22 protein-coding genes are annotated in these 25200 nt (G+C 40.6%); 7 read left to right on the forward strand and 15 right to left on the reverse strand.

What is annotated here, in order from left to right:
- Nucleotides 1-26: 26 nt before the first annotated feature.
- Nucleotides 27-704: a hydrolase gene (locus ACU696_RS02965; RefSeq protein WP_004906617.1), complete on the forward strand. Its 678-nt coding sequence runs from the start codon at nt 27-29 to the stop codon at nt 702-704.
- 145 nt (nt 705-849) lie between these two features.
- Here the strand turns inward: ACU696_RS02965 and ACU696_RS02970 are convergent, their stop codons facing one another.
- From ACU696_RS02970 to ACU696_RS03025, 12 genes are all read right to left on the reverse strand, one after another.
- Nucleotides 850-1407 (reverse strand): class I SAM-dependent methyltransferase, encoded by a 558-nt coding sequence (locus ACU696_RS02970; protein WP_115166318.1) that lies wholly within the window; start codon nt 1405-1407, stop codon nt 850-852.
- 515 nt (nt 1408-1922) lie between these two features.
- Nucleotides 1923-2966: a tryptophan--tRNA ligase gene (gene trpS, locus ACU696_RS02975; RefSeq protein ID WP_115166320.1), complete on the reverse strand. Its 1044-nt coding sequence runs from the start codon at nt 2964-2966 to the stop codon at nt 1923-1925.
- Between the two features lie 16 nt (nt 2967-2982).
- Nucleotides 2983-3675: a phosphoglycolate phosphatase gene (locus tag ACU696_RS02980; protein WP_115166321.1), complete on the reverse strand. Its 693-nt coding sequence runs from the start codon at nt 3673-3675 to the stop codon at nt 2983-2985.
- Nucleotides 3672-4346 carry a ribulose-phosphate 3-epimerase gene (gene rpe / locus ACU696_RS02985; RefSeq protein ID WP_004263207.1) on the reverse strand — a complete coding sequence of 225 codons (675 nt, stop codon included), beginning with the start codon at nt 4344-4346 and terminating at the stop codon, nt 3672-3674. Before rpe ends, ACU696_RS02980 begins: the two co-directional genes overlap by 4 nt.
- 15 nt (nt 4347-4361) lie before the next feature.
- Nucleotides 4362-5264, reverse strand: coding sequence for an adenine-specific DNA-methyltransferase (gene dam, locus ACU696_RS02990; protein ID WP_004906600.1), 903 nt, complete (start codon nt 5262-5264; stop codon nt 4362-4364).
- Nucleotides 5265-5346: 82 nt separating this feature from the next.
- Nucleotides 5347-6258 carry an SPOR domain-containing protein gene (locus ACU696_RS02995; protein WP_004906598.1) on the reverse strand — a complete coding sequence of 304 codons (912 nt, stop codon included), beginning with the start codon at nt 6256-6258 and terminating at the stop codon, nt 5347-5349.
- Nucleotides 6259-6521: 263 nt separating this feature from the next.
- Nucleotides 6522-7610: a 3-dehydroquinate synthase gene (gene aroB / locus ACU696_RS03000; protein WP_004906595.1), complete on the reverse strand. Its 1089-nt coding sequence runs from the start codon at nt 7608-7610 to the stop codon at nt 6522-6524.
- Between the two features lie 45 nt (nt 7611-7655).
- Nucleotides 7656-8177: a shikimate kinase AroK gene (aroK, locus tag ACU696_RS03005; protein ID WP_004906592.1), complete on the reverse strand. Its 522-nt coding sequence runs from the start codon at nt 8175-8177 to the stop codon at nt 7656-7658.
- 507 nt (nt 8178-8684) lie between these two features.
- Nucleotides 8685-9749 carry a transporter gene (locus ACU696_RS03010; RefSeq protein WP_227024235.1) on the reverse strand — a complete coding sequence of 355 codons (1065 nt, stop codon included), beginning with the start codon at nt 9747-9749 and terminating at the stop codon, nt 8685-8687.
- Entirely contained in the window at nt 9742-10290 is a 549-nt protein-coding gene (locus ACU696_RS03015) for a hypothetical protein (protein WP_209102293.1), read from the reverse strand. Before ACU696_RS03015 ends, ACU696_RS03010 begins: the two co-directional genes overlap by 8 nt.
- Complete coding sequence (locus tag ACU696_RS03020; protein WP_115166324.1) at nt 10283-10828, reverse strand: PilN domain-containing protein; 546 nt, start codon at nt 10826-10828, stop codon at nt 10283-10285. The genes ACU696_RS03015 and ACU696_RS03020 overlap by 8 nt, the downstream gene beginning before the upstream one ends.
- A 3-nt stretch (nt 10829-10831) precedes the next feature.
- Nucleotides 10832-11671, reverse strand: coding sequence for a pilus assembly protein HofM (locus tag ACU696_RS03025; protein WP_115166325.1), 840 nt, complete (start codon nt 11669-11671; stop codon nt 10832-10834).
- Nucleotides 11672-11787: 116 nt separating this feature from the next.
- Here ACU696_RS03025 and mrcA point away from each other — a divergent pair, with 116 nt between their 5' ends.
- A complete protein-coding gene (gene mrcA, locus ACU696_RS03030) occupies nt 11788-14304 on the forward strand; it encodes a peptidoglycan glycosyltransferase/peptidoglycan DD-transpeptidase MrcA (RefSeq protein ID WP_209102295.1) in 2517 nt (838 codons plus the stop codon).
- A 156-nt stretch (nt 14305-14460) separates the two neighbouring features.
- Here mrcA and nudE read toward each other — a convergent pair whose 3' ends face one another.
- Nucleotides 14461-15012: an ADP compounds hydrolase NudE gene (nudE, locus tag ACU696_RS03035; protein ID WP_004906579.1), complete on the reverse strand. Its 552-nt coding sequence runs from the start codon at nt 15010-15012 to the stop codon at nt 14461-14463.
- A 326-nt stretch (nt 15013-15338) separates the two neighbouring features.
- Between nudE and ACU696_RS03040 the strand changes: the two genes are divergently transcribed.
- From ACU696_RS03040 to pckA, 4 genes are all read left to right on the forward strand, one after another.
- A complete protein-coding gene (locus tag ACU696_RS03040; protein WP_198641956.1) occupies nt 15339-17432 on the forward strand; it encodes an IgaA/UmoB family intracellular growth attenuator in 2094 nt (697 codons plus the stop codon).
- 64 nt (nt 17433-17496) lie between these two features.
- Nucleotides 17497-17907, forward strand: a complete 411-nt coding sequence (hslR, locus tag ACU696_RS03045; RefSeq protein WP_004906574.1) for a ribosome-associated heat shock protein Hsp15 — start codon at nt 17497-17499, stop codon at nt 17905-17907.
- Nucleotides 17908-17946: 39 nt separating this feature from the next.
- Nucleotides 17947-18819, forward strand: coding sequence for an Hsp33 family molecular chaperone HslO (gene hslO / locus ACU696_RS03050; protein ID WP_115166327.1), 873 nt, complete (start codon nt 17947-17949; stop codon nt 18817-18819).
- Between the two features lie 203 nt (nt 18820-19022).
- Entirely contained in the window at nt 19023-20642 is a 1620-nt protein-coding gene (gene pckA / locus ACU696_RS03055; RefSeq protein ID WP_004906570.1) for a phosphoenolpyruvate carboxykinase (ATP), read from the forward strand.
- Between the two features lie 219 nt (nt 20643-20861).
- Here pckA and ACU696_RS03060 read toward each other — a convergent pair whose 3' ends face one another.
- Together ACU696_RS03060 and ACU696_RS03065 are read right to left on the reverse strand one after the other, a co-directional pair.
- Nucleotides 20862-21560 (reverse strand): pirin family protein, encoded by a 699-nt coding sequence (locus tag ACU696_RS03060; protein ID WP_109913168.1) that lies wholly within the window; start codon nt 21558-21560, stop codon nt 20862-20864.
- A gap of 496 nt (nt 21561-22056) precedes the next feature.
- Nucleotides 22057-23259 (reverse strand): BaiN/RdsA family NAD(P)/FAD-dependent oxidoreductase, encoded by a 1203-nt coding sequence (locus tag ACU696_RS03065; RefSeq protein WP_004906564.1) that lies wholly within the window; start codon nt 23257-23259, stop codon nt 22057-22059.
- A gap of 375 nt (nt 23260-23634) precedes the next feature.
- On the opposite strand from ACU696_RS03065, the gene pitA reads away from it, so the two are divergent.
- Nucleotides 23635-25125, forward strand: a complete 1491-nt coding sequence (gene pitA, locus ACU696_RS03070; protein ID WP_447343034.1) for an inorganic phosphate transporter PitA — start codon at nt 23635-23637, stop codon at nt 25123-25125.
- The last annotated feature ends 75 nt before the right edge of the window (nt 25126-25200 follow it).

Below are 25200 nucleotides of genomic sequence, written 5' to 3' on the forward strand. Positions count from 1 at the left end.
TATTTTATCGATTGAGAGGTTTCATCATGAGTAGCCCAGCTAATTTTAATGGTCAACGTCCTGCTATTAACCCAGAAGATGCGGTGATGTTATTAATCGATCACCAGAGTGGATTATTCCAAACCGTAGGTGACATGCCAATGACGGAATTGCGTGCTCGTGCCGCTGTTCTGGCTAAAATGGCTTCCCTAGCTAAAATTCCAGTAATAACAACGGCTTCTGTACCTCAAGGCCCAAATGGTCCGTTGATCCCAGAAATTCATCAAAATGCGCCACATGCACAATATATTGCACGCCGTGGCGAAATTAATGCATGGGATAACCCTGAGTTTGTGGCAGCGGTAAAAGCAACAGGTAAAAAACAATTAATTATTGCAGGAACCATTACCAGTGTTTGTATGGCTTTCCCTGCGATTAGTGCGGTGATGGATGGTTATCAAGTATTTGTGGTCATTGATGCATCAGGTACTTACAGCAAAATGGCGCAAGAAATCACCTTAGCGCGTGTCGTTCAAGCGGGTGTCGTTCCAATGGATACTGCGGCTGTTGCTTCAGAATTACAAGGGACTTGGAACCGTGAAGATGCGGCGGAATGGGCAATGGCTTACACACAAATTTTCCCTGCTTATCAATTATTAATTGAAAGCTACAGCAAAGCGCAAGATGTTCTGAAAAATAATGAGCAATTAGATTCTGAACGTTAATTCGTGATAAACCCCACATTTAACTTACGGAATTAAATCAGGTGGTGGATGGCATATTTGCTCCAACCCATATGTGATATTAATCTAATTGATTGTTATTGAGCATGGTAAAAACGGGAAATTTATCCCGTTTTTTATGAAAAATTTATTTGGGGTAGCAAACATAAACCCAAGCGGGTGGAAAATTGAGATAGACACGTTGTTTTGTAAAATTAAAATAGCGAGAAAACATCTTTTCGCAGGATTGGGTGTATTGAAATAAAATAAAAACCCCTTGCTTGACAACTAAGCATTGATTCGCTTTTTTCAGAATTCTCATGCCTATCTTTTTATTTAGTGAGAGAAAAGGAATGCCAGAGATAATCACATCATACTCATCTTGAAGATATTCAGCCGAAATGGGGTAAACGACAACTCGGTTATCTTTAATCTGTTGAAGTTGTGTAATAAACGTATTATTAACTTCATAAATATCTAATGATGTATTTAATGAAGACTTTTGCAGTATTTGCTTTGTCATTACGCCATTACCAGCACCTATTTCTGCAAATTTACTTTGTTTGTCCCAATCGATATAACTCAGCATGGTATTACAGAGTGAACTAGATGATGGAATAATCGATCCCATCTCCCTTGGCGAAGTAATAAATTGCTTTATATATTCTTTGTATGAATTAAGCCATAGCGCATTAATAATAAACATTTGCACCTCCAATTAGGGGTATAAGAATTGTTTATTGACTTCGCACGGGTAAACCGCACTCACTACAGAATTTATCGCCATATCGGATAATTGAGCGACATTGTTGGCACTGCATTACGTTACGGTATTGCTGCTCGATCTGCTGTTTATCGTTGTAGTACCCATTATTATGGTCACTGTGTTTGGATGAGTGTCCTTGGTTTGAATACCCCCATGCTTGGATGACCCACCATGTTTGGAATAGCGTGAACCTCGATTTAACCCAAATAATTTGCTGAAAAATGACATAGGTAATTCTCCGTTATTGAGTGTGTTCACGATTAATATAAACGTTAGAGTTAACTCCAGACACAAGGCAAAAAGAGATTAATTACACGATATTACATTTAATTACTGTGGGTAATTAATTTGACGTTTTGAATTGATGGGTTGGGTATTACGGGAGGAAATAGGCGTTGTCAGTAGCCTAATGGGGGACGAATTTCCCCCATTACACTTAATTTAAGTGGTGAATATTACAACTGCGGGCGTTTAACGAAGCCAATTGCTTCATAAACTTTATCTAACGTTTCTTGCGCGCGAGCAGCCGCTTTAGTTGCACCTTCATCCATAATTTGGTTGAGCAGCGCTTCATCATTACGGAATTCATGGTAGCGAGTTTGAAGGGTAGTTAACATGCCAGAAACAGCTTCTGCTACAGCACCTTTTAGATGACCGTACATTTGGCCTTCAAATTCTGCTTCGAGTTCTGCGATTTTCTTACCAGTCACGCCCGACATGATATCTAATAAGTTAGAAACACCCGGTTTGTTTTCTAAATCATAACGAATACGCGGTGGCTCTTCGGAGTCAGTCATTGCGCGTTTGATTTTTTTCACGACAGATTTCGGGTCTTCTAATAATGCGATAACGTTGTTACGGTTATCATCAGACTTAGACATTTTCTTAGTTGGATCTTGCAGCGCCATAACACGGGCACCACCACCAGTCGGAATGAATGGATCGGGTACAGTGAAAATATCACCGTAAATAGCATTGAAGCGTTGAGCAATATCACGACTCAATTCAAGGTGTTGTTTCTGGTCAATACCAACGGGTACTTGATTTGTTTGATAAATCAAAATATCGGCTGCCATTAGTACCGGGTAATCAAATAGGCCTGCATTGATATTTTCTGCATGACGGGCAGATTTATCTTTAAATTGAGTCATACGGCTCAATTCACCGAAATAGGTGTAGCAGTTAAGCGCCCAGCTCAGTTGAGCGTGTTGTGGGACATGGGACTGAACAAAAATAGTGCTTTTTTTCGGGTCAATGCCACAAGCTAAATAAAGCGCGAGTGTATCAAGGGTTCTTTTACGCAGCTCGATAGGGTCTTGGCGAACGGTGATAGCGTGCTGGTCAACGATACAGTAAATGCAATCGTAGTCATCTTGCATTTGTACCCACTGACGTAATGCACCCATATAGTTACCGATGGTTAATTCACCGGAAGGCTGTGCGCCGCTGAATACGATTGGTTTTTGGGGTTGCTTTAAATTTTCAGTGGGAGTGCTCATTTAGTTATGTCCTTGCTTATTTTATTTCAGATAACCCAATTGCAGGTAATAAATCAGAAAAATGTGTTAATACACAGTTCGGTTCACTCAGTGCAATAGATTCACCATAGTTATAACCGTAGGTCAGACCGACACACGGGCATTCAGCGCTTTTCGCTGCAATAATATCATTACGAGAATCGCCGACAAAAAGCAATTCTTCTTTACGTAAACCGAATGTTCCCATCGTTAAGTAGAGAGGAGCTGGATGCGGTTTTAAAGCTTTGACATCATCGCTACCCAATACTAGAGAAAAGTAGTGTTCAATGCCTAACTTATTCAATAATGGCGCAATAAATGGGGTTGCTTTATTCGTTACAATTCCCATAGGCAGGCCATGTTTCGCTAATTGCTCTAAAGTGTCTTTTACTTCAGGGAACAGTTGGCTGCCTGTTGTGACAGATGTTGCATAGAATTTATCAAAACTGGCTCGCGCTCTTTTTTGTAGCTCGGGCGTGATTTCGGCTCCTGCCCAAGAAAGCGCTCGCTCAACTAATATATCAACCCCATTGCCGACCCAAATAGAAACGCGTTCTTTACCTGCGGGAGGGAAATTTAATTCGTTGAGCATATTGTCGATAGCGTCAGCTAAGCCGCTGGCGCTATCTACGAGAGTGCCGTCTAAATCGAAAGCTATCGCTTTGATATTCTCTAATACGACTTGAGTCATTGAGATACCTTTTGTAATTCGTTACGCATCGCGTCGATAACAGTTTTATAGTCGGGTTGGTCGAAAATAGCAGAACCTGCAACGAAGGTGTCGGCACCTGCTGCTGCAATCTCTGCGATATTATTCACCTTGACACCGCCATCGACTTCCAAACGAATATCATAACCACTCTCATCAATTAATTTACGGACTTGGCGCAATTTATTGAGTGTTTGTGGGATAAAGGATTGTCCACCAAAGCCGGGGTTGACAGACATGAGCAGGATCATATCGACTTTATCCATCACATAATCAAGGTAGCTAAGTGGGGTTGCTGGGTTAAATACTAGCCCTGCGGTACAGCCATGCTCGCGAATTAACTGCAGTGAGCGGTCAACGTGTTCACTGGCTTCAGGGTGGAAGCTAATATGGGTTGCACCCGCTTTAGCAAAGTCAGGGATAATGCGGTCAACGGGTTTCACCATTAAATGGACATCAATAGGTGCGGTTATTCCGTAGTCTCGCAGTGCTTTACATATAGGCGCCCCAAACGTTAAGTTTGGTACATAATGGTTGTCCATAACATCAAAATGCACGATATCGGCACCAGCTGCAAGAACATTGGCAGTATCTTCGCCTAAACGGGCAAAGTCAGCAGATAAAATAGATGGGGCAATGAGAAAGTTTTTCATTATTGTCTCCGATTATTAATCGTTATCTGAGAGCCATTCATCGCTAGGTACAAGGCGCTGTGTTTTTTTCTTATCTATTTTTCTAGGAGAAAGGCTATTTGGTATACCCGGATATAATGCCAGTAACTCATTGACTTTTGTCCGGTTCAATATATTTCTACTGATAGTGCGACGTACTTTTACAATATGTAATTGGGCTTGATGATACCACTCTCTCGTCATCGGGGTATCATGATTTGAGATCAAGACAGGGATTTTGCTTTCTGTTGATAACTTTTGTGCCAAAATCGCTAAGTTTTGTTGTTCAAGCGAATTAAATGAATTCGTATGATACGCGGTGAAATTAGCGGTATCTGATAAAGGTGCATAGGGTGGGTCACAGTAGACAACAGATCCCTCTTTTGCGTTGAGCAAAGTTTCACCATAATGCTGAGTCATAAACATCGCATTTTGTGATTTTTCAGCAAACCACAGTAATTCTTCTTTAGGAAAATAGGGCTTTTTATAGCGGCCGAAAGGAACATTAAATTCACCACGAGAATTATAACGGCATAACCCATTATAGCAGTGGCGGTTTAAGTATAAAAAAAGGACACTGCGTTTCTCAGTATCGGTCGATTGGTTAAAGGCTTCACGCATTAAATAATATTGTTCGGAAGTATTATATTCAGGTGTGAAGATTTGCTGGGCTTCTTCGATAAAAGAATCAGCACGGTCTTTAACTGTATTATAGAGGTTGATGAGGTCACTGTTGATATCTGCCAGTATGTAGGAATCATAACTGGTGTTTAAAAACACTGACCCAGCACCAACAAAAGGCTCAATTAAGCAATCACCTTGTGGAAGGTGTTTTTTGATTTCTTCCACAAGGGGGTATTTGCCCCCAGCCCATTTTAAAAAAGCGCGTTTTTTTTTCATGCCGTCTTTATTATTACAATCGTTTAGAGTACTAAATCTATACTCTGTCAGGACAACATAATGCGCCCGGGGAAAAACGTTGTTATTTTTGATCCTGTTTGACTTGTTTCATATTTCTAACCCACGGTTTTTTCGCTTGCACTGCAGCAGGTAAGGTTCCTATTGCATTTTTTGCGTCGGTCACTGAACTATAATTTCCGTGAATAAGAACATACCAGGTTTGCCCATTACGTATAGTTTTATAGACTTTGTAATTGGCCAGTTTGTTTTCTTTTGCAAAAGCTTCCAATGTATCAGAGCGGCTTGCGCTGCTGAGTTGTAATGTATAGCTACCGGCTGGCGCAGACATGATATTACTACCTTGGCTACTTGCTGTTGATGCGGGTTTCGCTGGCTGTTTAGTCTGCACAGGATGTTTTTGCTCAACGGGTTTTGCAGGTGTTTTTTCTGGTGTGACTGGTTTTACCACGGGTTGCTGTTCGACAGGTTTAACGGTTGGTGGTGTTAACTGTGTCGTATTTTGTGGTTGGTTAGTATTTGGTACAGAAACTTGGCCTTGATTTAAGGCATCAACGACATCACCAGGTATTTCGATACGCTCACCCAGACCATTTGGTTGAGTTTGAGGCTCTCCTTGGGTTGGTGTCGGTGTGATTTGTGAACCGGTAATTTCTTGCGGTTGCCCTGATAACGTTTGACCTTGTGAATTTGTCAACGATGAGGAGCCCGATAAGTCGATATTCTGTGAATTATTTGCACCCGTTGTTTGTTGCTTTTCATGCTCTGTAGGGGCCTTTAAAGCTGAGCTGATAGCAATAATGAGCAGCAATAGAACCAGAACACCTACACCAATCATAATATGTTGGCGTGAGAGTGCAATTTTAGGTTTTGCAGTAGATGATGATTGGCGTGAGCGCCCTGTCGGTCTATCTGATGTATCTGGCCTAAGATCATTTTGACCTTGAGGCTGGTTATCTGGTTTAAATTCGTCCATTTTCCTCTCCCGAATAAAATTTGCCTATAGTAGAGATAAAATGTCTCTTATCAGTACAACCTCTTAACGACCAAGCAGGGCATCGCTGCTTATTTTAAAGCATATATCCTTTCGTAATACCACGCTAGCCAAAGTGGTATTGATAATACGCTTTTTCAGAGTTTCGTATATAGGCGTAGGCATACCGTATAATTTAACGACTTTAGCGAACATCTACCAGTAACATTTTAAAACGTCAGTAAAAATTCGGGTTTTTCTTCGTTTTATGACATACAGGATGATATTGCCGCAATGACAGTCTGCGTATCAACATCTGAACGCATTTCCGAATGGCCGATAGTGGTAGGCAAAATTAAATGTAGTTTTCCACCCATCACTTTTTTATCTCGCATCATATGTGGGAGATAATCATCGGGCTTCATTTGTGACGGGCCTGTGACGGGAAGTGATGCACGTTCTAGAAGAGTGACCACCCGCTGTGTTTGTTCAGGAGTAAATTGGCCAAGTAGCTCAGCTGTTTTTGCTGCCATAACCATGCCAGCCGCGACAGCTTCACCATGTAACCAGACGCCATAGCCCATATGCGCCTCGATAGCATGGCCAAAAGTATGGCCTAAGTTCAATAGTGCACGTAACCCACTAGTTTCTTTTTCGTCTGCCGCAACGACTTGTGCTTTTAATTCACAACAACGGCGAATACAGTAAGCCATCGCTTGGTCATCAAGAGCGACGAGAGCATCGATATTATCTTCTAGCCAGCTAAAAAACTCACTATCGAGGATAATGCCATATTTAATGACCTCAGCTAAACCAGAGGCGAGTTCTCTTGGGGGAAGTGTTTTTAAACAGTTGAGATCAATCACGACAGAAGCGGGTTGATAAAATGCACCGATCATATTTTTCCCTAATGGATGATTGACGGCAGTTTTACCACCGACAGAAGAGTCCACTTGAGATAATAAGGTCGTAGGAACTTGAATAAAACGCACTCCACGCTGATAACTTGCTGCTGCGAAACCGGTTAAGTCGCCAATGACGCCCCCACCAAGAGCGATGAGGGTGGTGTCACGGTTATGGTGTTTTTCAAGTAATGCGGTAAATACATCATTCATAATGAATAATGATTTGTATTGTTCGCCATCCGGTAGAATGATGGTATCAACTTTTACACCTGAAGATTCAAGAACATGCTTTATCTTATCAAGATAAATAGGGGCAAGAGTTTCATTTGTCACGACCATTGCTCGTTGACCTGCAGTTAATGGCCAAAATGCATCCGTTTGTTGATATAAGCCGGGTGCAATATTGATTGGATAACTACGTTCGTCTAGAGTGACGGTGACTTTTTCCATCTTGCTTTACCTTAAGTTCATTTTTGAAAATAACACCATGAATAATTAGTTTTTTTCTAATAGTTCAATGATTTGGCTGGCAACAACTTTAGCGCTTTGTTCATCAGTATGAATGGTAATATCAGCAATTTCTTCATACATCGGATTACGTTCGTCAGCCAGTTTCTCAAGAACTTCACGTGCAGGTTCGTCAACTTGTAGTAGTGGACGTTTTTTGTCACGCTGTGTACGAGATAATTGTTTCTCAATTGTGGTCTCAAGATAAACAACGACACCGCGAGCGGATAAGCGATTACGGGTCTCTTTGGACTTAACAGAGCCACCGCCTGTTGCTAAAACAATGCCTTGTTTCTCTGTAAGCTCATTGATGATTTTTTCTTCGCGATCGCGAAAGCCTTCTTCACCTTCAAGGTCGAATACCCAGCCTACATCTGCGCCAGTGCGTTTTTCTATCTCGTGATCAGAGTCGAAAAACTCCATATTAAGCTGTTGAGCCAACTGACGGCCAATAGTACTTTTGCCAGCACCCATTGGTCCAACCAGAAAGATATTGCGTTTCTCTGCCATGTTTTTTGGTATTACTACGATTATTCGTTAATGATTACCCGCCCCGCCAATCAGATTAGCGGCGGGACCTAAACTGAAACCTCATAAGTGATGATGTGAGATCAGATAAGAAAATTATCTCAATACATCAACCTGAATTGCAACTATATAAATATGGCACTAAGCAAGCAAAGTGCCATATTTAAAATTGCAGGTTTCTATATTTGAGCCGTCTATGTTGTCTAATACCTTGTTTATCATGGTTTTTAACAGTTTTTAGCTATTGGTATCAGCAAGTTATTTCTGTTAAGTGTAGAGCAACATTAATTGTGGCTGTTTTATAAGCGACTGACAGCTTGTTCTTTAATCTACGGATAGTTAGAACACTCAATGGATAACCTTGTATGCTAAAACGACGTCAGCGTCAAATTTATCCGGTAGGTTTATGGCATAAAAAATATTTTTTTTTGTCATCTTTGACTTATTGCTTATTCAACTATTTGAAGTATATGCGTTATTTTTTCTATATTAAATATTGATAAGTTTTGGTGTTATAAAAACGATAAGGACACGTTTATCTATATGCTCTGCCGTATTTGTGAATAATGTACCTAGAAAAGGAATGTGAGATAAAAAAGGTAACCCCGTCTCTGTTTTTTCTTGTTTTTGCTGAAAAATTCCCCCAAGGATAAGGGTTTCATTATTTTTGATAGTGACGGTCGTTGCGATTTCTTGCTTATTGATGGCCAAGTGATGATGTTGACTGCTAGTGAGTGCAGTATCAGGCGAGTTATGACTAATTTTTAGATTTAACTCAACTTTTTCATCACGCACAATAGCGGGAGTGACATCCATTCCGAGTACAGCATCTTTAAATTGTACGTGCGTTTTCTTTTCATTACTGGTGACGTAGGGGATCTCAGTACCTTGCTGAATACTTGCGGGTTGTTGGTGTGAAGCAACTAAACGAGGACTCGCAATAATAGAAAGCAAATTTTCTTTTTCTAATGCTTTAAGTTTCATTTCAAGTAAACCCTCTCCAAGGCTAAGAACATTGAAGGAAAATTGCCCGGATATTGAAGAGTAACGGTTGTAACGATGTAAATGATTAGCGCTCAGGTTTCCCCCTGCCATCATTCCCCATTCTAAACCCAATTCTTGTAATGCAGTTCGGCTGCTACTAATGATATGTGCGGTGATTTGCACTTGTTTATTTGGCATATCTTTATGTTTTATCCATTCATCAATCAGTGCTAATCGGTCTGGATCATCTTTAATAATGAGGCTGTTTGTCGTGATATCGTGATGGATAGATGCATTTTTTGATAATAACGACGTATCAGGGTGTTCTAATAGGAGACGAACCTCTTGAACATTGATTGAGACTAATTTAAATATTTTTTCGGCTTGTGGTGTTTTACTTGGCGCTATCGGCGCTATTGTAATCTCCGAAGTGGGCTGATTTTCTATTACTAAAGGTGGGGTAAGTGGTGCAAAGGGATCTCTAATTTCTTCGGCAGAGACTAAAAATGAAGATAAAAAGAGGAGTCCTCCAATAATTATCATGTGAATGTTAGTTAGTGAGCTATTCATTATGGTTATCATCCTTGATAGCAAGAGTGTTGTTGAAAAAAGAAAATGAGATGGTGGTAACAATAACTCCTTGTTTTAAATTTATTTTTATGTCATGAAAATGCCATCTCTGAGTTTGAGGAAGAGTAAGAAGTTGCTCTATAACGTAATAAATAGCAGCAAAATTGCCTTGGAACTCCATAAAATAGGTATTGATATCTGTGGGTTGCAATTGATTAAGTGTGACTGAAGAACGAGAAAGTAAAGTATTTAACTGTGTAAGTAATTCAAGAGGGGCTTCGTTAATATCAACTGATTGTTTTAACAATTGAGCCTGCTTTTCTAGCTGTTGCAATGAAGGTGAGCGGTGGAGAGTTTTCGTTTCTTTTGCAATTGTTTCAGTTAAACTCAGGTTCTCAGTGGCTAATCCCATGATCTGATTTTGGTTTTCTTTCCAGTATAAAAAATATCCAGCAGTGATACAAAGAGCCATGAAGAAGCAAACCGGTAGCGTTTGTTGCCAAAAAGGGCGATACCAAAAAGAATGTGTAGATTCACTCATCGAGCTCCCCTTGGTATTTAGCAGTTAGGTGTAAACGATTTAATTGATTCATTCGGCTGATTTTTTTCAATTGAATATCGCTCAAACCAGGGTGTTTTTTAAGCTGTAAGCCGAGTGAATTGATATCTTGAAAATCATAACTGTTAGCTTTGATCTCTATTTTGTTATCCATTAACTGTAGATTTGTGAGCCAACTTTTTGGTGGGGTTATAGTTGAAAGATTTTGTAATAGCCTAAGTAAAAATTGGTTATTTTCCATGATGCTATCTATCTGTCTTTTTTTGTTCATCAAACTATTGATCTGTGTTTGTTGAGCAGTGATTTGCAATGTTAATTGCTGTATCTGTTCGTATTGCAGTTGGCTATTATGCTTTCTATTTTTTAGGTCATCTATTTCAATTTGTTGAAATAAAAATAAAAAAACACAAGCTATAATTACTGAACAGCAAACTACAAAGCAAAAGAGTAAAAACTCTCGTATCTTCTTTTTTATTTGCTGTTGGCGCCAAGGGAGAAAATTAACTTGGTATAGTTCCATCAGTTAAATATCTCCATGACGCAAAGCAAGGCCAGTAGCAATCACAAAATCCCCCAGTAATTGCGGTAATTTAATATTATGCTGTTGAAAAGCTTGACGTAATTCCCAGTAATGAGCTATCTCAGCAGTACGATGAATATGTTGATGGTCTGTAATTAGGTAGATAGGTAAAGTGGGTGAAGTATCTTCTTGTTCGAGAAAAGGGAGTAAGTGATAAAGTGTTTGTATATCAGTATCTTGTAAATGGTTATAATTAGCTGGCTGGCTAACTGGCCCTGACCAAAGCCATTCACCTTGTCGGTAATGAATAACCCAACATTCATCGGGTAAACCCGCATTTCTTGCCACATAACGTAAAGCTATGGGGGCGACATCAATAGCAAGTAGGTTAAATCCGCTTTCTGTAAATAGATTTTGCCAAAAGGTAATATCTGACTGGCGAGCCCCATTAAAATAAACTTGTTGTTTGATGACGCGATAGTCGATAGCCAGCTCTTGGGCGTGCATAGAAAAACGCTTTTCAGCTTGAGATTGTAAGTACCACCCTAATTCCGGTTGTGGCAATTTGATTTCACTGGGTAATGAAATTTGTTGTTTTATTGTACGAACGGCAGGTAATGCGAAGGATACTGAACACTTTTTAGGTAATTTCTGACGCCATTGTAATAAAATATCCAGTAAAATTTTATGTTGCTCATGGCTAGAATTATCCGTTAATTCGAATGGTAATTGTTGCTGCCAACATTCACATAAATGCCAGTATTGTCTGCGCCGCTTTGCAGCGACTAACTGTATTCTATCTCGATATAGGTCGATCCCAATGTTCCATTTTGATGTATACATAGTTAATTTCCTTATCATTAACAAATAAATTACGTTTTCTATTGTGCTGTATAAGCTTTATACTGTGTGTTAGTGATATCTAAACCCTCTTGTTAGCCGAGCATGGGAATTTTCCGGTGAAGTTCGTAAAATATTTTTTTATTCTTGTTTTCTGTTGCATTTTTTTGGGAACCGCCTCGATTTATGGCATGTATAAATATGTCGAAGGTGAGTTACCCGATGTCGCAACAATGAAAGACATTCGTCTGCAAGTTCCAATGCAGGTATACAGTGCGGATAACGAATTGATTGCCCAATATGGGGAAAAACGTCGTATTCCTTTACCGCTGGCAGAAATTCCTCCTTTAATGATAAAAGCATTTATTGCAACTGAAGATAGCCGTTTTTATGATCACCACGGGATTGACCCGATTGGTATTTTTCGTGCTATTACTGTCATGGCATCATCTGGTCATGCTTCTCAGGGGGCCAGTACGATTACTCAGCAGCTCGCGAGAAACTTTTATTTAAGTCCTGAAAAAACCTTGATGCGTAAAGTTAAAGAGGCTTTTTTGGCTATTCGCATTGAGCAGATTTTTACTAAAGATGAAATTATGGAGCTGTACCTGAATAAAATTTATTTAGGTAACCGTGCTTATGGCGTCGGGGCGGCTGCATACGTTTATTTTGGTAAGACAGTGGATGAGTTGACGCTTAGTGAAATCGCGATGATTGCGGGTTTGCCAAAAGCACCTTCTACATTTAACCCGCTGTATTCTTATGACCGTGCAGTAAATCGTCGTAATGTGGTTCTTTCTCGTATGTTTGAGGAAAAATACATTACTCAAGACCAATATGAACAAGCAAAAAATGAAAAAATAGTTGCTTCGTATCATGCGCCGAAAATCGATTTTTCTGCGCCGTATTTAGCCGAAATGGCACGTCAAACCTTGTTTGATAAATATGGTGAAGATGCCTATACCGATGGGTATAAAGTTTACACTACGGTGATCCGCAAAGATCAGGAAGCAGCAACAACTGCAGTTCGTAATAATTTGATCGACTACGATACTCGCCATGGTTATCGCGGTCCTGCCGAGGTTTTATGGAAACAGAATGAAACGGCTTGGACAGCAGAGCAGATTGTCGAAAAATTGAAAAAAATGCCTGTCTATGGGCCGTTAATGCCAGCTGTCGTGACATCTGCAACGGCTTCAGAAGCACAAGTGATGTTAGCTGATGGTTCGCAAATCCCCATTACAATGACCGGAGTGCGTTGGGCGCGTAAATTTATTTCAGATACTCAGCAAGGTGCCGCGCCAAGAGCCGTAAATGCAGTGATGCAAGTGGGTGAACAAATTTGGGTTCGAAAAGTTAAAGATAACTGGTGGTTAGGGCAAGTGCCTGATGTAAATGCTGCCTTTGTTGCTTTGAATCCGAATGACGGTGCAATTATTGCGCTTGTTGGTGGGTTTGACTTCAATATGAGTGAGTTTAACCGGGTTACCCAATCATTACGCCAAGTTGGTTCGAATATTAAACCTTTCTTGTATACCGCTGCGATGGATAAAGGCCTGACATTATCATCATTACTTAATGATGTGCCGATTAGCCGTTGGGATGCGGGCGCTGGTTCTGATTGGCGTCCTAAGAATTCACCGCCTCGATATGATGGACCTATTCGTTTACGTCAAGGTTTAGGTCAATCAAAAAACGTTGTGATGGTTCGCGCAATGAGAGCCATGGGTGTGGACTATGCCGCTGATTATTTGACTCGCTTTGGTTTCCCAGCGGAAAATATTAACCGTACAGAGGCGTTAGCGCTAGGTGCGCCATCATTTACACCAATGCAAATGGTTCGTGGATATGCCGTCATGGTTAATGGTGGGTATTTGATTGACCCATACTACATTTCGAAGATCGAAAATCATAATGATGAGGTTATTTTCGAAGCTAATCCTAAAATAGCATGCCCGGATTGTACGGATATTCCGGTGATCTATGGGGATACTGAACGCACTATTGCGAGCAAAGGTATTGATGATGAATCTACCGAAGAAGTTACACAATCGGGGGATGATGCCGTCATACAAGAGCCAACAATGGAATTAACAACGGCATCTAACCTAGGCGGGAACTCCGGTGACCAATATGCGCCTCATGTGATTAATACCCCACTCGCATTCTTAATTAGGGATGCGATGATGACTAATATCTATGGTGAGCCTGGTTGGTCTGGTACGGGTTGGCGTGCAGCGAGAGACTTAGGTGGTCGGCGTGATATTGGTGGGAAAACAGGAACAACGAATAGCTCGAAAGATGCTTGGTTCTCTGGCTATGGTCCAGATGTTGTGGCTTCAGCATGGATAGGTTTTGATGACAATAGGCGTACACTAGGTCGTGGTGAAGCGGGTGCTAAAAGCGCACAGCCAATGTGGGACGACTTTATGAAGTCTATTTTGGATGGAGTACCTGTGAAAACAATGAAGCCGCCAAAAGGGGTTATTTCTGTATCCATTGATAGCCGGACAGGTAAGTTAGGTTCTTCCCGTCGTGAGTATTTTATTGAAGGAACGGAACCGAAAGAACATGCTGTACAAGAGGTAGGCACGACAATTTCTACGGAAGGTGGGGTTAGCCAAGAGCTATTTTAAAATTATTGTTGGCTAAACTCTCTCAATTAGCACCCCATTGTTGATTTAAAACATGGGGTGTTTTCTATAGAGACATTTAATATATCAGGCGATTATGTGCCAATATTAATAATTGGTTATGGAAATCACATACAGCTGATACAATAATAAGTGTTTTTACTTACTACTTTTTAAGTAACGTTCTAGATAGAAAAGTGCGCTAATATTCCGAGCTTCGTTGAAATCAGGGTGTTCCAGTAATTCCATCATTCGAGATATTGGCCATAGCTCTTGTTGTAGTGGTTCTGGCTCATCTCCTTCGAGTTTTTCGCTGTATAAGTCTTGAGCGATAAGAATGTTCATTTTACTTGAGAAGTATGATGGTGACATCGTAAGTTTGGCGAGCTGAACAATGTGATTAGCGCCATAACCTATTTCTTCTTTGAGTTCACGTTGGGCTGCTTCAATGGCGATTTCACCGGGGTCGATAGCACCTTTGGGAAAGCCTAATTCATAGCTTTCAATTCCGACAGCGTATTCGCGAATGAGGATGAGGTTATCACCCATGATAGGAACAATAAGAACCGCTTCACGTTTTGCGGGCCGCATTCTTTCATAGACTCGTTTTTCGCCATTACTAAATTCGAGGTCAACTGATTGAATGCTGAATAATTTTGATTGAGCAACATCTTGAATATTCAAGATTTTTGGTTTTTTTAACTCTGTCATAACGATTTCCGAACAGGATGAGTGAAATCTATTGCTAAAAGCATATTTCATTGATTTACGAGACGCGTTGTACTTAGTACTGCCCGTATTTTGAAATCACCGTACAACTATGACCTATATCAAAATAAAATGATAGATATTATCGAGTCGATAAAATGCTGTTAGTATAATCGTCGTTCAAAAATAGCACGGATGAATAAATAAAAAAATTTTTTACAAGATGTTGTAATTTAAAATAAAAATCCTAAATAGAATAGGAATTGGCTTATTTTTAGAAAGCCTGATGGTTGATATGCTTTTCTTATTCATTTTTCATTGGGGAAACAATGCTGAACCATGTCATTATAACGGCTATAATTGTTATTAGCCTGACTATAATGGCTTCCTTCCTATATTTTAGGCGGGGGCGGCGTTCTGGCGTCTATCAAATACCCTCTGTAGCGTCACCATCATTTAGAAAAATGATTGATTCAGATTACCAAACCATCTCTCAGTATTTAAATTATTGCTCTGCTGTATCAATAAATTCTTCTCAACATCCATGGCAAATCAAAAAAAATTCAACAATAGCAACAATTTGCCATTCATTAACGCGTTTTAATTTGCGCCAAGAGCAGGGAAATAGCTGGCGTTATTTTATTGATACCATTGAAGTTCAGCTCCCTTCACAGCTTGAACCGTTTTTGCAACGCCAAAATGTCATGGATATAGTAGAAACAGACCACTTACCATTGATTATTTCAATGAATAGCCATTCGCTGAAAGATTTCAGTAGTGAATGGCAAACAGGCGTACCACTCGATTCAACATGGCCTGATGCGGCTATACAAGAACGTGGTCAACATAGTATTGAACGATTGAAAGTTCGTAAAGAGACGGCAGAAGAGCATCGATTACACAACGCCACAGGTTGGCTTGGTGCCGCGATTATTTGCCTAAGTTTTTTATTTGGTTATTTAACCCTCGTCTCAATCCCGTTATTACAGGAATCGGGGTTGGTGATTACAATGATTACGTTTGTTATTGGGTTACTTGTTCTCTTTCGCTCTAGGATGTTTCCTCGAAAATATCAAGATATTCAATGTATTCACGGTCAACCAAAGCGCTGGGAGCTTTATGGCGAGCTTGATAAAAAATATTCCACAAATACCTCTATTGCGGGTATTGATTTGCACTACCCCAGCCATTGGGCGAATTATTTAAAATACGAAGAAAACCAAGCCGTTAATATTGATTTTTATACGACGGGTGAGGTGGTTAGACTCGGTAAGTATCTTTCTTTGCATGAAGAAGAACGTTATTACCCATATAAGCGGTTCAAAAAGAATGTGTTGATGTTAGTTGGGGCATTATTAACGATGGCCTTGATATTTGCATATCAACCGATGGGGTTACCGATAAAACTGGGTTTTGCTTGGTTAGGTGGTACAGAGAAAATTAAGGTTGAGGACCCTAAGGACCTCGTTTCCCGTCAGATCAAAATTGGGGATACATTAGTTGCCCAAGGTAAAGGGATGTGTTATCGCCCACCGAATTTTAATAAAGAAAACCAAGCACAATTTGTGCCATTTGATTGTTCGGGGATTTATTGGAATGATGTAAGTTTACTGACCGAGCCTCAATCTGAGGTTGTTGAACGTTCGATATCATTGCTTGATACCGTCAAAAGCCAATTGCATCCAGATAAAAACTCGGCAGGAGTTAATCCAAGATTACAGCGCGATATTATGAAGTCAGGGATGAATATTATCTTTGATTTTTCGGCTATCATTATGGGAACAGAACAACTGTGCCATAATTCTGATAATTGCCTAAAATTAAAAAATGCGCTGACTAATCTAGGAAGTACAGAGGATTGGCCTGCTTTAGTACAGAAAGCGTCGACTGGGAAATTAAAAGGGGCCCATGTTTTATTGCGTGCGGGTAGCGCTGAGGCCTTGGAAAACATTGTGGAAGACACCATATATGATTTTATCAAAACAGAAATAGAGAAAGAAGTGCGTAAAATTAATAGTCCTCCTCCTGGAGGTGTTTTATTAATTAGTGATGAAAATAAGCCTTTAGTCGATTCGATACCGGGAGCTTCTTTTAATGAGTTATCGCCATTACAGCGTTGGCAAGAATTGCAAAGGTTATCAAATCTTCTAATCAATACACCGTTCAATATTGAAGGGGTCATTACGAGTTTATCAGTAGATGCTAATGGCACATTGCAAATTGTGTTGCATGAAGAGCCCAATGCAAAAGTGGTATCTCAGTATATACGTAGTGCGATTTTTATCCTATTTTTGTTAGTGTGTGCTTTGTTAAATGGTTCGTTGATTGTGCTACGTGTTTTGAATAATAAGAAGCGTTTGCGTAATATCACAGAATATTATGATAAATGCTTTGAGGCTAATCCCCCTTCCTATCGTCGATAGTATCATCCCGAAAATAGAGGGAGCCTCTTCTTAGTTTGATTCAGACTTATGTTGAGGAGGCACCATGAATCAATCCACTATAGAACCTGTTCGCCTTGATAAATGGCTGTGGGCTGCGCGGTTTTATAAAACGCGTGCAGTCGCCCGTGAAATGATTGAAGGTGGTAAAGTTCATTATAATGGGCAAAGAACTAAGCCCGGGAAGATTGTTGAGCTACACGGAATCGTTAAGCTTCGACAAGGTAATGATGAACGGACGGTTGAAATCATGCAAATTAGTAGCCAGCGTAAAGGCGCGCCGGAAGCACAGTTGCTGTACTGTGAAACCGTAGAAAGTATTGAACAACGAGAGAAAATGGCACAAGCGCGTAAGATGAATGCACTGACGATGCCACATCCAGAGCGACGTCCAGATAAGAAAGAACGGCGTACTCTATTAAAGTTTAAACAAACAAATTCTCATGAGTCGTCTTGATGACGGCCTGAGCAACAGCCCGAGCAATAGAGAGATATTATGGCAAACCAAGACTTACTCCACCGTTTTTTATTTGAGCAACATTCCGTTCGTGGGGAAATGATCAGTGTTGATGAAACCTTTGAACATATTTTAGAAAACCATGACTACCCAACAGCGGTGAAAGGTTTGTTAGGTGAGTTACTTGTTGCTACCAGTTTATTGACGGCAACGTTGAAGTTCGATGGTGATATTACTGTCCAAATTCAAGGGGATGGGCCGGTTAATCTGGCGGTTATCAATGGTAATAATTTACAACAGATGCGTGGTGTTGCACGTGTAGATGGCCCTGTTGTGGCTGGTAGCACTCTGAAGCAGATGATTGGTAATGGTTTTATGGTGATTACCATCACACCGAATCAAGGTGAACGTTATCAAGGAATTGTGGCGATCGAAGGGGATTCTATTGAAGAAAGCATTGATGCCTATTTTCGCCAGTCAGAGCAATTGCCAACCCGTTTATTCATTCGTGTGGGTGAAGTAGATGGGAAACCAAGTGCAGGTGGCATGTTGTTGCAAGTTTTACCAGCAGCAAATGAAACAAGCCATGAGTTCTTTGACCACTTAGTGCAACTGACAGCCACAATTAAAGGCCAAGAGCTGAGTTCATTGGATGTGAAAGAGGTTTTACACCGTCTTTATCATGAAGAAGATGTCACGTTATATGACCCACAATCTGTCGAGTTTCGTTGTACTTGTTCAAGGGAGCGTTGCGAAAGTACATTAGCGACGTTACCGAAGGAAGATGTTATCGATATTTTACACAAAGATGGAAAAATTGATATGGAGTGTGAATTTTGTGGCTCACATTACGTATTTATTGAATCCGATCTTCAAGGGTTAAATAATGAGCTAAATCAGCAACTTCACTGATACGATTTAGCAACCTAATTATGTGACAAGGGTGCAATTCTGCACCCTTTTTTTATAATTTTAAAGCATTATTACGTGCTCTAAGTCTCATTATGAATTAAAAAAAATTATACATTTTCAATTCTTTGATAGCAATCGCTGTTAATTAGTCGTAAAGAATTATGATCATCCGCAGATTAATTATGTTTACCAGGAGCAATATAATGAGCGCTAAAAGCATTACCCTGAAGGAACTTGAAAAGTACGGTATTCATGATGTAGCTGAAGTGGTTTATAACCCAAGTTACGAGCTATTATTCACGGAAGAAACTAAGCCAGGACTTGAAGGTTATGAGCGTGGAACAGTAACCACTTTAGGTGCTGTTGCGGTTGATACAGGTATCTTTACTGGTCGTTCACCAAAAGATAAATATATTGTACGTGATGACGTGACTCGCGATACTGTTTGGTGGGCAGACCAAGGTAAAGGTAAAAACGACAACAAACCGATGTCACAAGAAGTTTGGGCGGATCTCAAACATTTAGTGACTGAACAACTGTCTGGTAAACGTTTGTTTATCATTGATGCATTCTGTGGTGCGAACGCCGACACTCGTCTAAAAGTACGTTTCATCACTGAAGTTGCATGGCAGGCGCATTTCGTTAAAAATATGTTCATTCGCCCATCAGATGAAGAGCTAGTGGGCTTCGAACCTGATTTCATCGTCATGAACGGCGCGAAATGTACTAACCCGAATTGGGAAGCACAAGGTTTGAATTCAGAAAACTTTGTTGCGTTCAACTTAACAGAGCGCATGCAACTGATCGGTGGCTCTTGGTATGGTGGCGAAATGAAGAAAGGTATGTTCTCTATGATGAACTACCTGCTGCCATTAAAAGGCATTGCATCTATGCACTGTTCTGCTAACGTCGGCGAAAAAGGCGATGTCGCCATTTTCTTTGGTTTATCTGGAACAGGTAAAACCACACTTTCTACCGATCCAAAACGTAAGTTAATTGGTGACGATGAACACGGTTGGGATGATGACGGCGTATTCAACTTTGAAGGCGGTTGCTACGCAAAAACTATCAACTTATCTAAAGAAGCTGAGCCAGACATCTATGGTGCTATCAAACGTGATGCGTTATTGGAAAACGTGATGGTGTTGGCAGATGGTACAGTTGATTTCAATGATGGTTCAAAAACGGAAAACACCCGTGTTTCTTATCCAATCTACCACATTGACAACATTGTAAAACCTGTTTCTAAAGCGGGCCATGCAACAAAAGTTATCTTCTTAACCGCAGATGCATTTGGTGTGTTGCCACCTGTTTCTCGTTTAACGCCTGAACAAACGCAGTACCACTTCCTATCAGGCTTTACCGCGAAATTAGCAGGGACAGAGCGTGGGGTGACGGAACCGACTCCGACATTCTCTGCATGTTTTGGCGCTGCATTCTTATCATTGCACCCAACACAATACGCTGAAGTATTAGTTAAACGTATGGAAGCGGCTGGCGCGAAAGCTTACTTAGTGAATACAGGCTGGAACGGTACAGGCAAACGTATCTCCATCAAAGATACTCGTGCCATCATCGATGCTATTTTAAGTGGTGATATCGAAAAAGCGGACATGATTAAACTGCCTGTGTTCGATTTAGAAGTCCCAACAGCATTACCGGGTGTGGATACCAATATCCTTGACCCACGTAATACTTATGCAGACAAAGCGCAGTGGGATGAAAAAGCGCAAGACTTAGCAGAACGTTTCGTGAATAACTTTGATAAGTACACGGACACGCCAGCAGGTGCTGCACTGGTGAAAGCCGGGCCAAAACTGTAATTAGTTTTGTGAATCAATAAATAATAAAGGCTCTACCAATGTAGAGCCTTTAGACTGCTGACAAACATATTATGTTTGGCGGCAAGTCGAATAGGTTTTGAAAATAAATTTATTGATTTTCGGCTGATAATACAAAGTGGGAAAAACCACGCTTTTATCCCGCTTTGTCAACAACCTCAAGGCTCTACCAATGTAGAGCCTTTTTTGTTGTGAAAATGATTATTCTGCGGATGGTAAGTCAAACAACAGGATTTCACTATCTTCACTTGCTTTGATGGTGAGTGCTGTTTCTTGCCAAATAGCTAAACCATCGCTGGTGGTTGCTTTTTGGCCATTGATTTCCACATTCCCTTTGACGACTTGAATCCATACAACTCGCTTATCAGCGACCGCATGAGTGTGTGTTTCATTTGCAGGTAATGCCCAGCGCCACAGTTCCATATCTTGATAAACTTTTAATGAGCCATCACGTGCATCCGGTGATAGCACCAATTGCTTGCCATCTTTGGAATCGAACCGTTTTTGCTCATAACGTGGCTCAATACCCGTTCTCTCAGGAATGATCCAAATTTGGTACAGGTGTAGCTCTTCTTCATTGCTTGGGTTGTATTCAGAATGACGAATACCCGTACCCGCACTCATAATTTGGAATTCACCCGCAGGGATTTGCTCCATATTGCCCATGCTGTCTTTATGTTCGACAGTCCCATTGAGCACATAGGTCAATATTTCCATATCTTTATGGGGGTGGGTTCCAAACCCTTGGCCCGCAGCAATAAAGTCTTCGTTAATCACTCTCAGTGCAGAAAAGCCCATAAATTGCTCATCATAGTAGCTAGAGAATGAAAAAGTATGCCAACTGTCGAGCCATCCATGGTTTGCATGACCACGTTCGTTTGCTTTGCGTAAATAAATCATCGTGTTCTCTCCTGTACGGATTTCAACCTTGGTTGAACTCGCTCTAAATGTATTGATGACAGTTTAACCAATTTACACACAGAGAAAAGTAGCTCCCATTAACCATAGGATCCAAAAAATTTGAACAAGATAGGTAGTGATTGCAGAGAATTGTGGGGTAAATAAAAAAATAGCCAGCGCAAGGCTGGCTAAAGTAAACACTGGAAGCAATGTGAGCAATGTCGTACCCCCTGCAAAAGGGTGACTAAGTAACCCTATCGAGGAAGTGATGATAATGATAATGGTTATCACTATCGTTTGTAAAGCATTATTTTTAACCAAAATAATATATCTTATAATTAAAACTGCAATTATATGATTTATATGAAATTAAATATTAACCATTATTTTTCAATGGATTAAGATTTTCTGGGCATCAATACAGGAGGATACGCTTAACGGAACAATTCCGTTAAGCGTCAGGTTAAGACTGAGTGTGTTTCCAGTCTTTTTTCTATTATTCTGTAAAAGGGAGAGGCAAGCTTTCCGCACATGCAGCTGCGGAACTCCATGCCCATTGAAAATTATAACCTCCGAGCCAGCCAGTTACATCCATCACCTCACCAATAAAGTACAGGCCAGACACTTTAAGCGATTGCATGGTTTTAGACGATATTTCGTGAGTATCAACGCCACCTAATGTTACTTCAGCTGTGCGGTACCCTTCCGTTCCATTAGGTTGTACCTGCCATTGGTGTAATGTGGTGTGCAACGCTTCAATTTGAGGATGGTTAAGCTGTTTTAGCGCACATTCAGGGATTTGCCCTTGAGCTTGTAATATCTCAATTAGCCGTTTAGGTAGTATTTTTGCTAAGGTATTTTTCAACGATTGATTTGGGTGCTGGTGTTTCTCTGAAGCGATAAAATCATTTACGGCAATATCGGGAAGTAAGTTAATACTTACGTACTCACCAGGGTTCCAGTAGCTGGATATTTGCAAAATGGCTGGACCAGAAAGCCCCCGATGGGTGAATAAAATATTTTCTTTAAATACGGTGCCATTTGCTGCTGTTACCGTTGCAGGGACAGAGATGCCTGAAAGTACCTGCAATGTTTCTAAAAGGGGTTTATGTAAAGTGAAGGGCACCAGTGCTGCTCGTGTTGGAATAATAGTATGCCCAAACTGTTCCGCAAGGCGATAGCCAAAGGGGGTTGCACCTAAACCAGGCATCGATAAGCCGCCGGTTGCAACGACAAGTGAGTGGGTACTTACTTGAGAGCCGTTAATCGTGACTAAAAAACCATCATCTATTTTGTCAACGGCAGTGACCTCACTGCGTAACTTAATAGTGATATTAGGTAGGTTACACTCACTTTGCAGCATATCGACGATATCTTGTGCGCTATTATCACAAAAAAGCTGCCCTAAGGTTTTTTCATGATAAGGGATATTATATTTAGCGACTAAGGCAATAAAATCCCACTGTGTATAGCGAGCAAGTGCTGACTTACAAAAGTGCGGGTTCGTAGAAATGTAATTACTGTGCTCTGTATACATATTAGTGAAATTGCAGCGTCCGCCACCGGACATCAATATTTTCCTGCCTAATTTTTTCCCGTTATCAACCACTAGCGTTTTCAAACCGCGTTTGCCAGAGTGTGAGGCACAAAATAAACCTGCTGCGCCAGCACCTAAAATAATAACGTCGAAATTTTTCACAATAAGTGTCTCTATATATGTTTGATTTTAAGCATAATTACATTGATAACTGGGATATTTTACGTCATCTCATCGAGATTGTAATGTAAAGCTTTGAGGAAGAACTGATGAAAACTATACAGGACGTATTATAATTAGAGAAATTCGTCTAAAAAAAGCAAACAATGATTATTTTCTGGAAATATCGTTAAAAAGTTTCAAAAATTCAGAATAACCTTGATTGCTGCAATTCATTGAAATATATGGAGTAATTGCTATGAGGTACTTTTTTGATGGGTAGTTAAATCAAAAAAAGGTTAGATTTTGCTTCCACCGCCAGCGTTTGTCACTGATAATGCGCCGCGTTCATGTCCAACATATAATGGCTTAACGTCTATGCTACATCTTTTTACAGGTTTAGAATTTCATACAGGTCTATTATTAGTTCTGGCACTGTTGTTTGTGCTGATCTATGAGGCTATAAATGGCTTCCATGACACCGCTAACGCGGTAGCAACGGTTATTTATACCAGAGCAATGCGGGCTCAGTTCGCAGTTGTCATGGCAGGGGTTTTTAACTTTTTTGGTGTCTTGCTGGGAGGGTTGAGCGTTGCATATGCCATTGTCCACCTCTTACCAACAGACCTCTTGCTTAATGTGAGCTCAGCTCACGGCCTTGCAATGGTTTTCTCATTGCTCTTGGCTGCAATTATTTGGAACCTTGGAACTTGGTACTTAGGTATTCCTGCTTCCAGTTCACACACACTTATCGGGGCGATAATCGGGGTGGGCTTAACCAACGCGATTGTGACTGATTCGTCTGTCGTTGATGCCTTGAATATACCGAAAATGATCAGTATTTTCATGTCATTAATTTTGTCTCCCGCTATCGGTTTTGTGATTGCCGGTTTGATGATTTTCTTTTTGCGCCGTTATTGGAGTGGCACAAAGAAACGTCGTCGTATTCACTTAACACCTGCGGAACGTGAGAAAAAAGATGGTAAGCGTAAGCCGCCATTCTGGACCCGTACTGCGTTGATTTTGTCAGCAGTTGGGGTGAGTTTCTCCCATGGTGCGAACGATGGCCAGAAAGGCATCGGTCTTATCATGCTGGTGCTAATTGGTGTTGCTCCAGCAGGTTTCGTTATGAATATGAATTCTAACGGTTATGACATCGCAAAAACACATGATGCGGTTGTCCACCTGCAACAATACTATGAAACACATAAACCAGCGTTAAACCATGCAATAGAAAATGCCCCGACCGTTGCAGTAAGTAGTGATGAACTCGGTGGTGAATTCCATTGTGATAGCACACGTACTGGCGCTATTTTAAATCAAGCGCAAACGATGCTTGATGGCATTCAAAGTTATGAAGAGCTGACGCCAGACCAACGTAACCACGCACGCCGTTTGCTGATGTGTATCTCTGATACTGCGAATGCGGTTGCAAAATTACCAGAAACCAGTTCCAAAGATGCCAGCTTACTGAAAAAACTCAGTAATGATTTGCTGTATACCGTTGAATATGCACCATTGTGGATCATTATTGCGGTTGCTTTCGCATTATCATTAGGCACCATGTTTGGTTGGCAGCGTGTTGCTGTGACCATTGGTGAGAAAATTGGTAAGAAAGGTATGACTTATGCGCAAGGTGTATCTGCTCAGGTAACTGCGGCAGTCTCTATCGGTGTGGCAAGTTATACTGGTATGCCAGTTTCAACAACGCAGGTTTTATCTTCTGCAGTGGCGGGTACGATGGTTGTCGATGGTGGTGGTGTACAAACAAAAACCATTAAAAGCATTGCGCTAGCATGGTTATTAACTTTACCGGTGTCCATTGTGTTATCCGGCGGTTTATACTGGCTATCGCTGCTGTTTATCTAGTCGCGCTAATTTTGGCTTCATACATGAGTATGGAGCCTTTAACAGTTACATGAACACAGTAATCTACATATACAA

It is taken from the genome of Providencia sp. PROV_01 (genome assembly GCF_053098325.1).

Bases quoted from the DNA above. Each gene is read 5' to 3' on its own strand.
- ACU696_RS02965 (WP_004906617.1), top strand. From the start codon at position 27: ATGAGTAGCCCAGCTAATTTTAATGGTCAACGTCCTGCTATTAACCCA.
- ACU696_RS02970 (WP_115166318.1), bottom strand. From the start codon at position 1,407: ATGTTTATTATTAATGCGCTATGGCTTAATTCATACAAAGAATATATA.
- trpS (WP_115166320.1), bottom strand. From the start codon at position 2,966: ATGAGCACTCCCACTGAAAATTTAAAGCAACCCCAAAAACCAATCGTA.
- ACU696_RS02980 (WP_115166321.1), bottom strand. From the start codon at position 3,675: ATGACTCAAGTCGTATTAGAGAATATCAAAGCGATAGCTTTCGATTTA.
- rpe (WP_004263207.1), bottom strand. From the start codon at position 4,346: ATGAAAAACTTTCTCATTGCCCCATCTATTTTATCTGCTGACTTTGCC.
- dam (WP_004906600.1), bottom strand. From the start codon at position 5,264: ATGAAAAAAAAACGCGCTTTTTTAAAATGGGCTGGGGGCAAATACCCC.
- ACU696_RS02995 (WP_004906598.1), bottom strand. From the start codon at position 6,258: ATGGACGAATTTAAACCAGATAACCAGCCTCAAGGTCAAAATGATCTT.
- aroB (WP_004906595.1), bottom strand. From the start codon at position 7,610: ATGGAAAAAGTCACCGTCACTCTAGACGAACGTAGTTATCCAATCAAT.
- aroK (WP_004906592.1), bottom strand. From the start codon at position 8,177: ATGGCAGAGAAACGCAATATCTTTCTGGTTGGACCAATGGGTGCTGGC.
- ACU696_RS03010 (WP_227024235.1), bottom strand. From the start codon at position 9,749: ATGAATAGCTCACTAACTAACATTCACATGATAATTATTGGAGGACTC.
- ACU696_RS03015 (WP_209102293.1), bottom strand. From the start codon at position 10,290: ATGAGTGAATCTACACATTCTTTTTGGTATCGCCCTTTTTGGCAACAA.
- ACU696_RS03020 (WP_115166324.1), bottom strand. From the start codon at position 10,828: ATGGAACTATACCAAGTTAATTTTCTCCCTTGGCGCCAACAGCAAATA.
- ACU696_RS03025 (WP_115166325.1), bottom strand. From the start codon at position 11,671: ATGTATACATCAAAATGGAACATTGGGATCGACCTATATCGAGATAGA.
- nudE (WP_004906579.1), bottom strand. From the start codon at position 15,012: ATGACAGAGTTAAAAAAACCAAAAATCTTGAATATTCAAGATGTTGCT.
- ACU696_RS03040 (WP_198641956.1), top strand. From the start codon at position 15,339: ATGCTGAACCATGTCATTATAACGGCTATAATTGTTATTAGCCTGACT.
- hslR (WP_004906574.1), top strand. From the start codon at position 17,497: ATGAATCAATCCACTATAGAACCTGTTCGCCTTGATAAATGGCTGTGG.
- hslO (WP_115166327.1), top strand. From the start codon at position 17,947: ATGGCAAACCAAGACTTACTCCACCGTTTTTTATTTGAGCAACATTCC.
- pckA (WP_004906570.1), top strand. From the start codon at position 19,023: ATGAGCGCTAAAAGCATTACCCTGAAGGAACTTGAAAAGTACGGTATT.
- ACU696_RS03060 (WP_109913168.1), bottom strand. From the start codon at position 21,560: ATGATTTATTTACGCAAAGCAAACGAACGTGGTCATGCAAACCATGGA.
- pitA (WP_447343034.1), top strand. From the start codon at position 23,635: ATGCTACATCTTTTTACAGGTTTAGAATTTCATACAGGTCTATTATTA.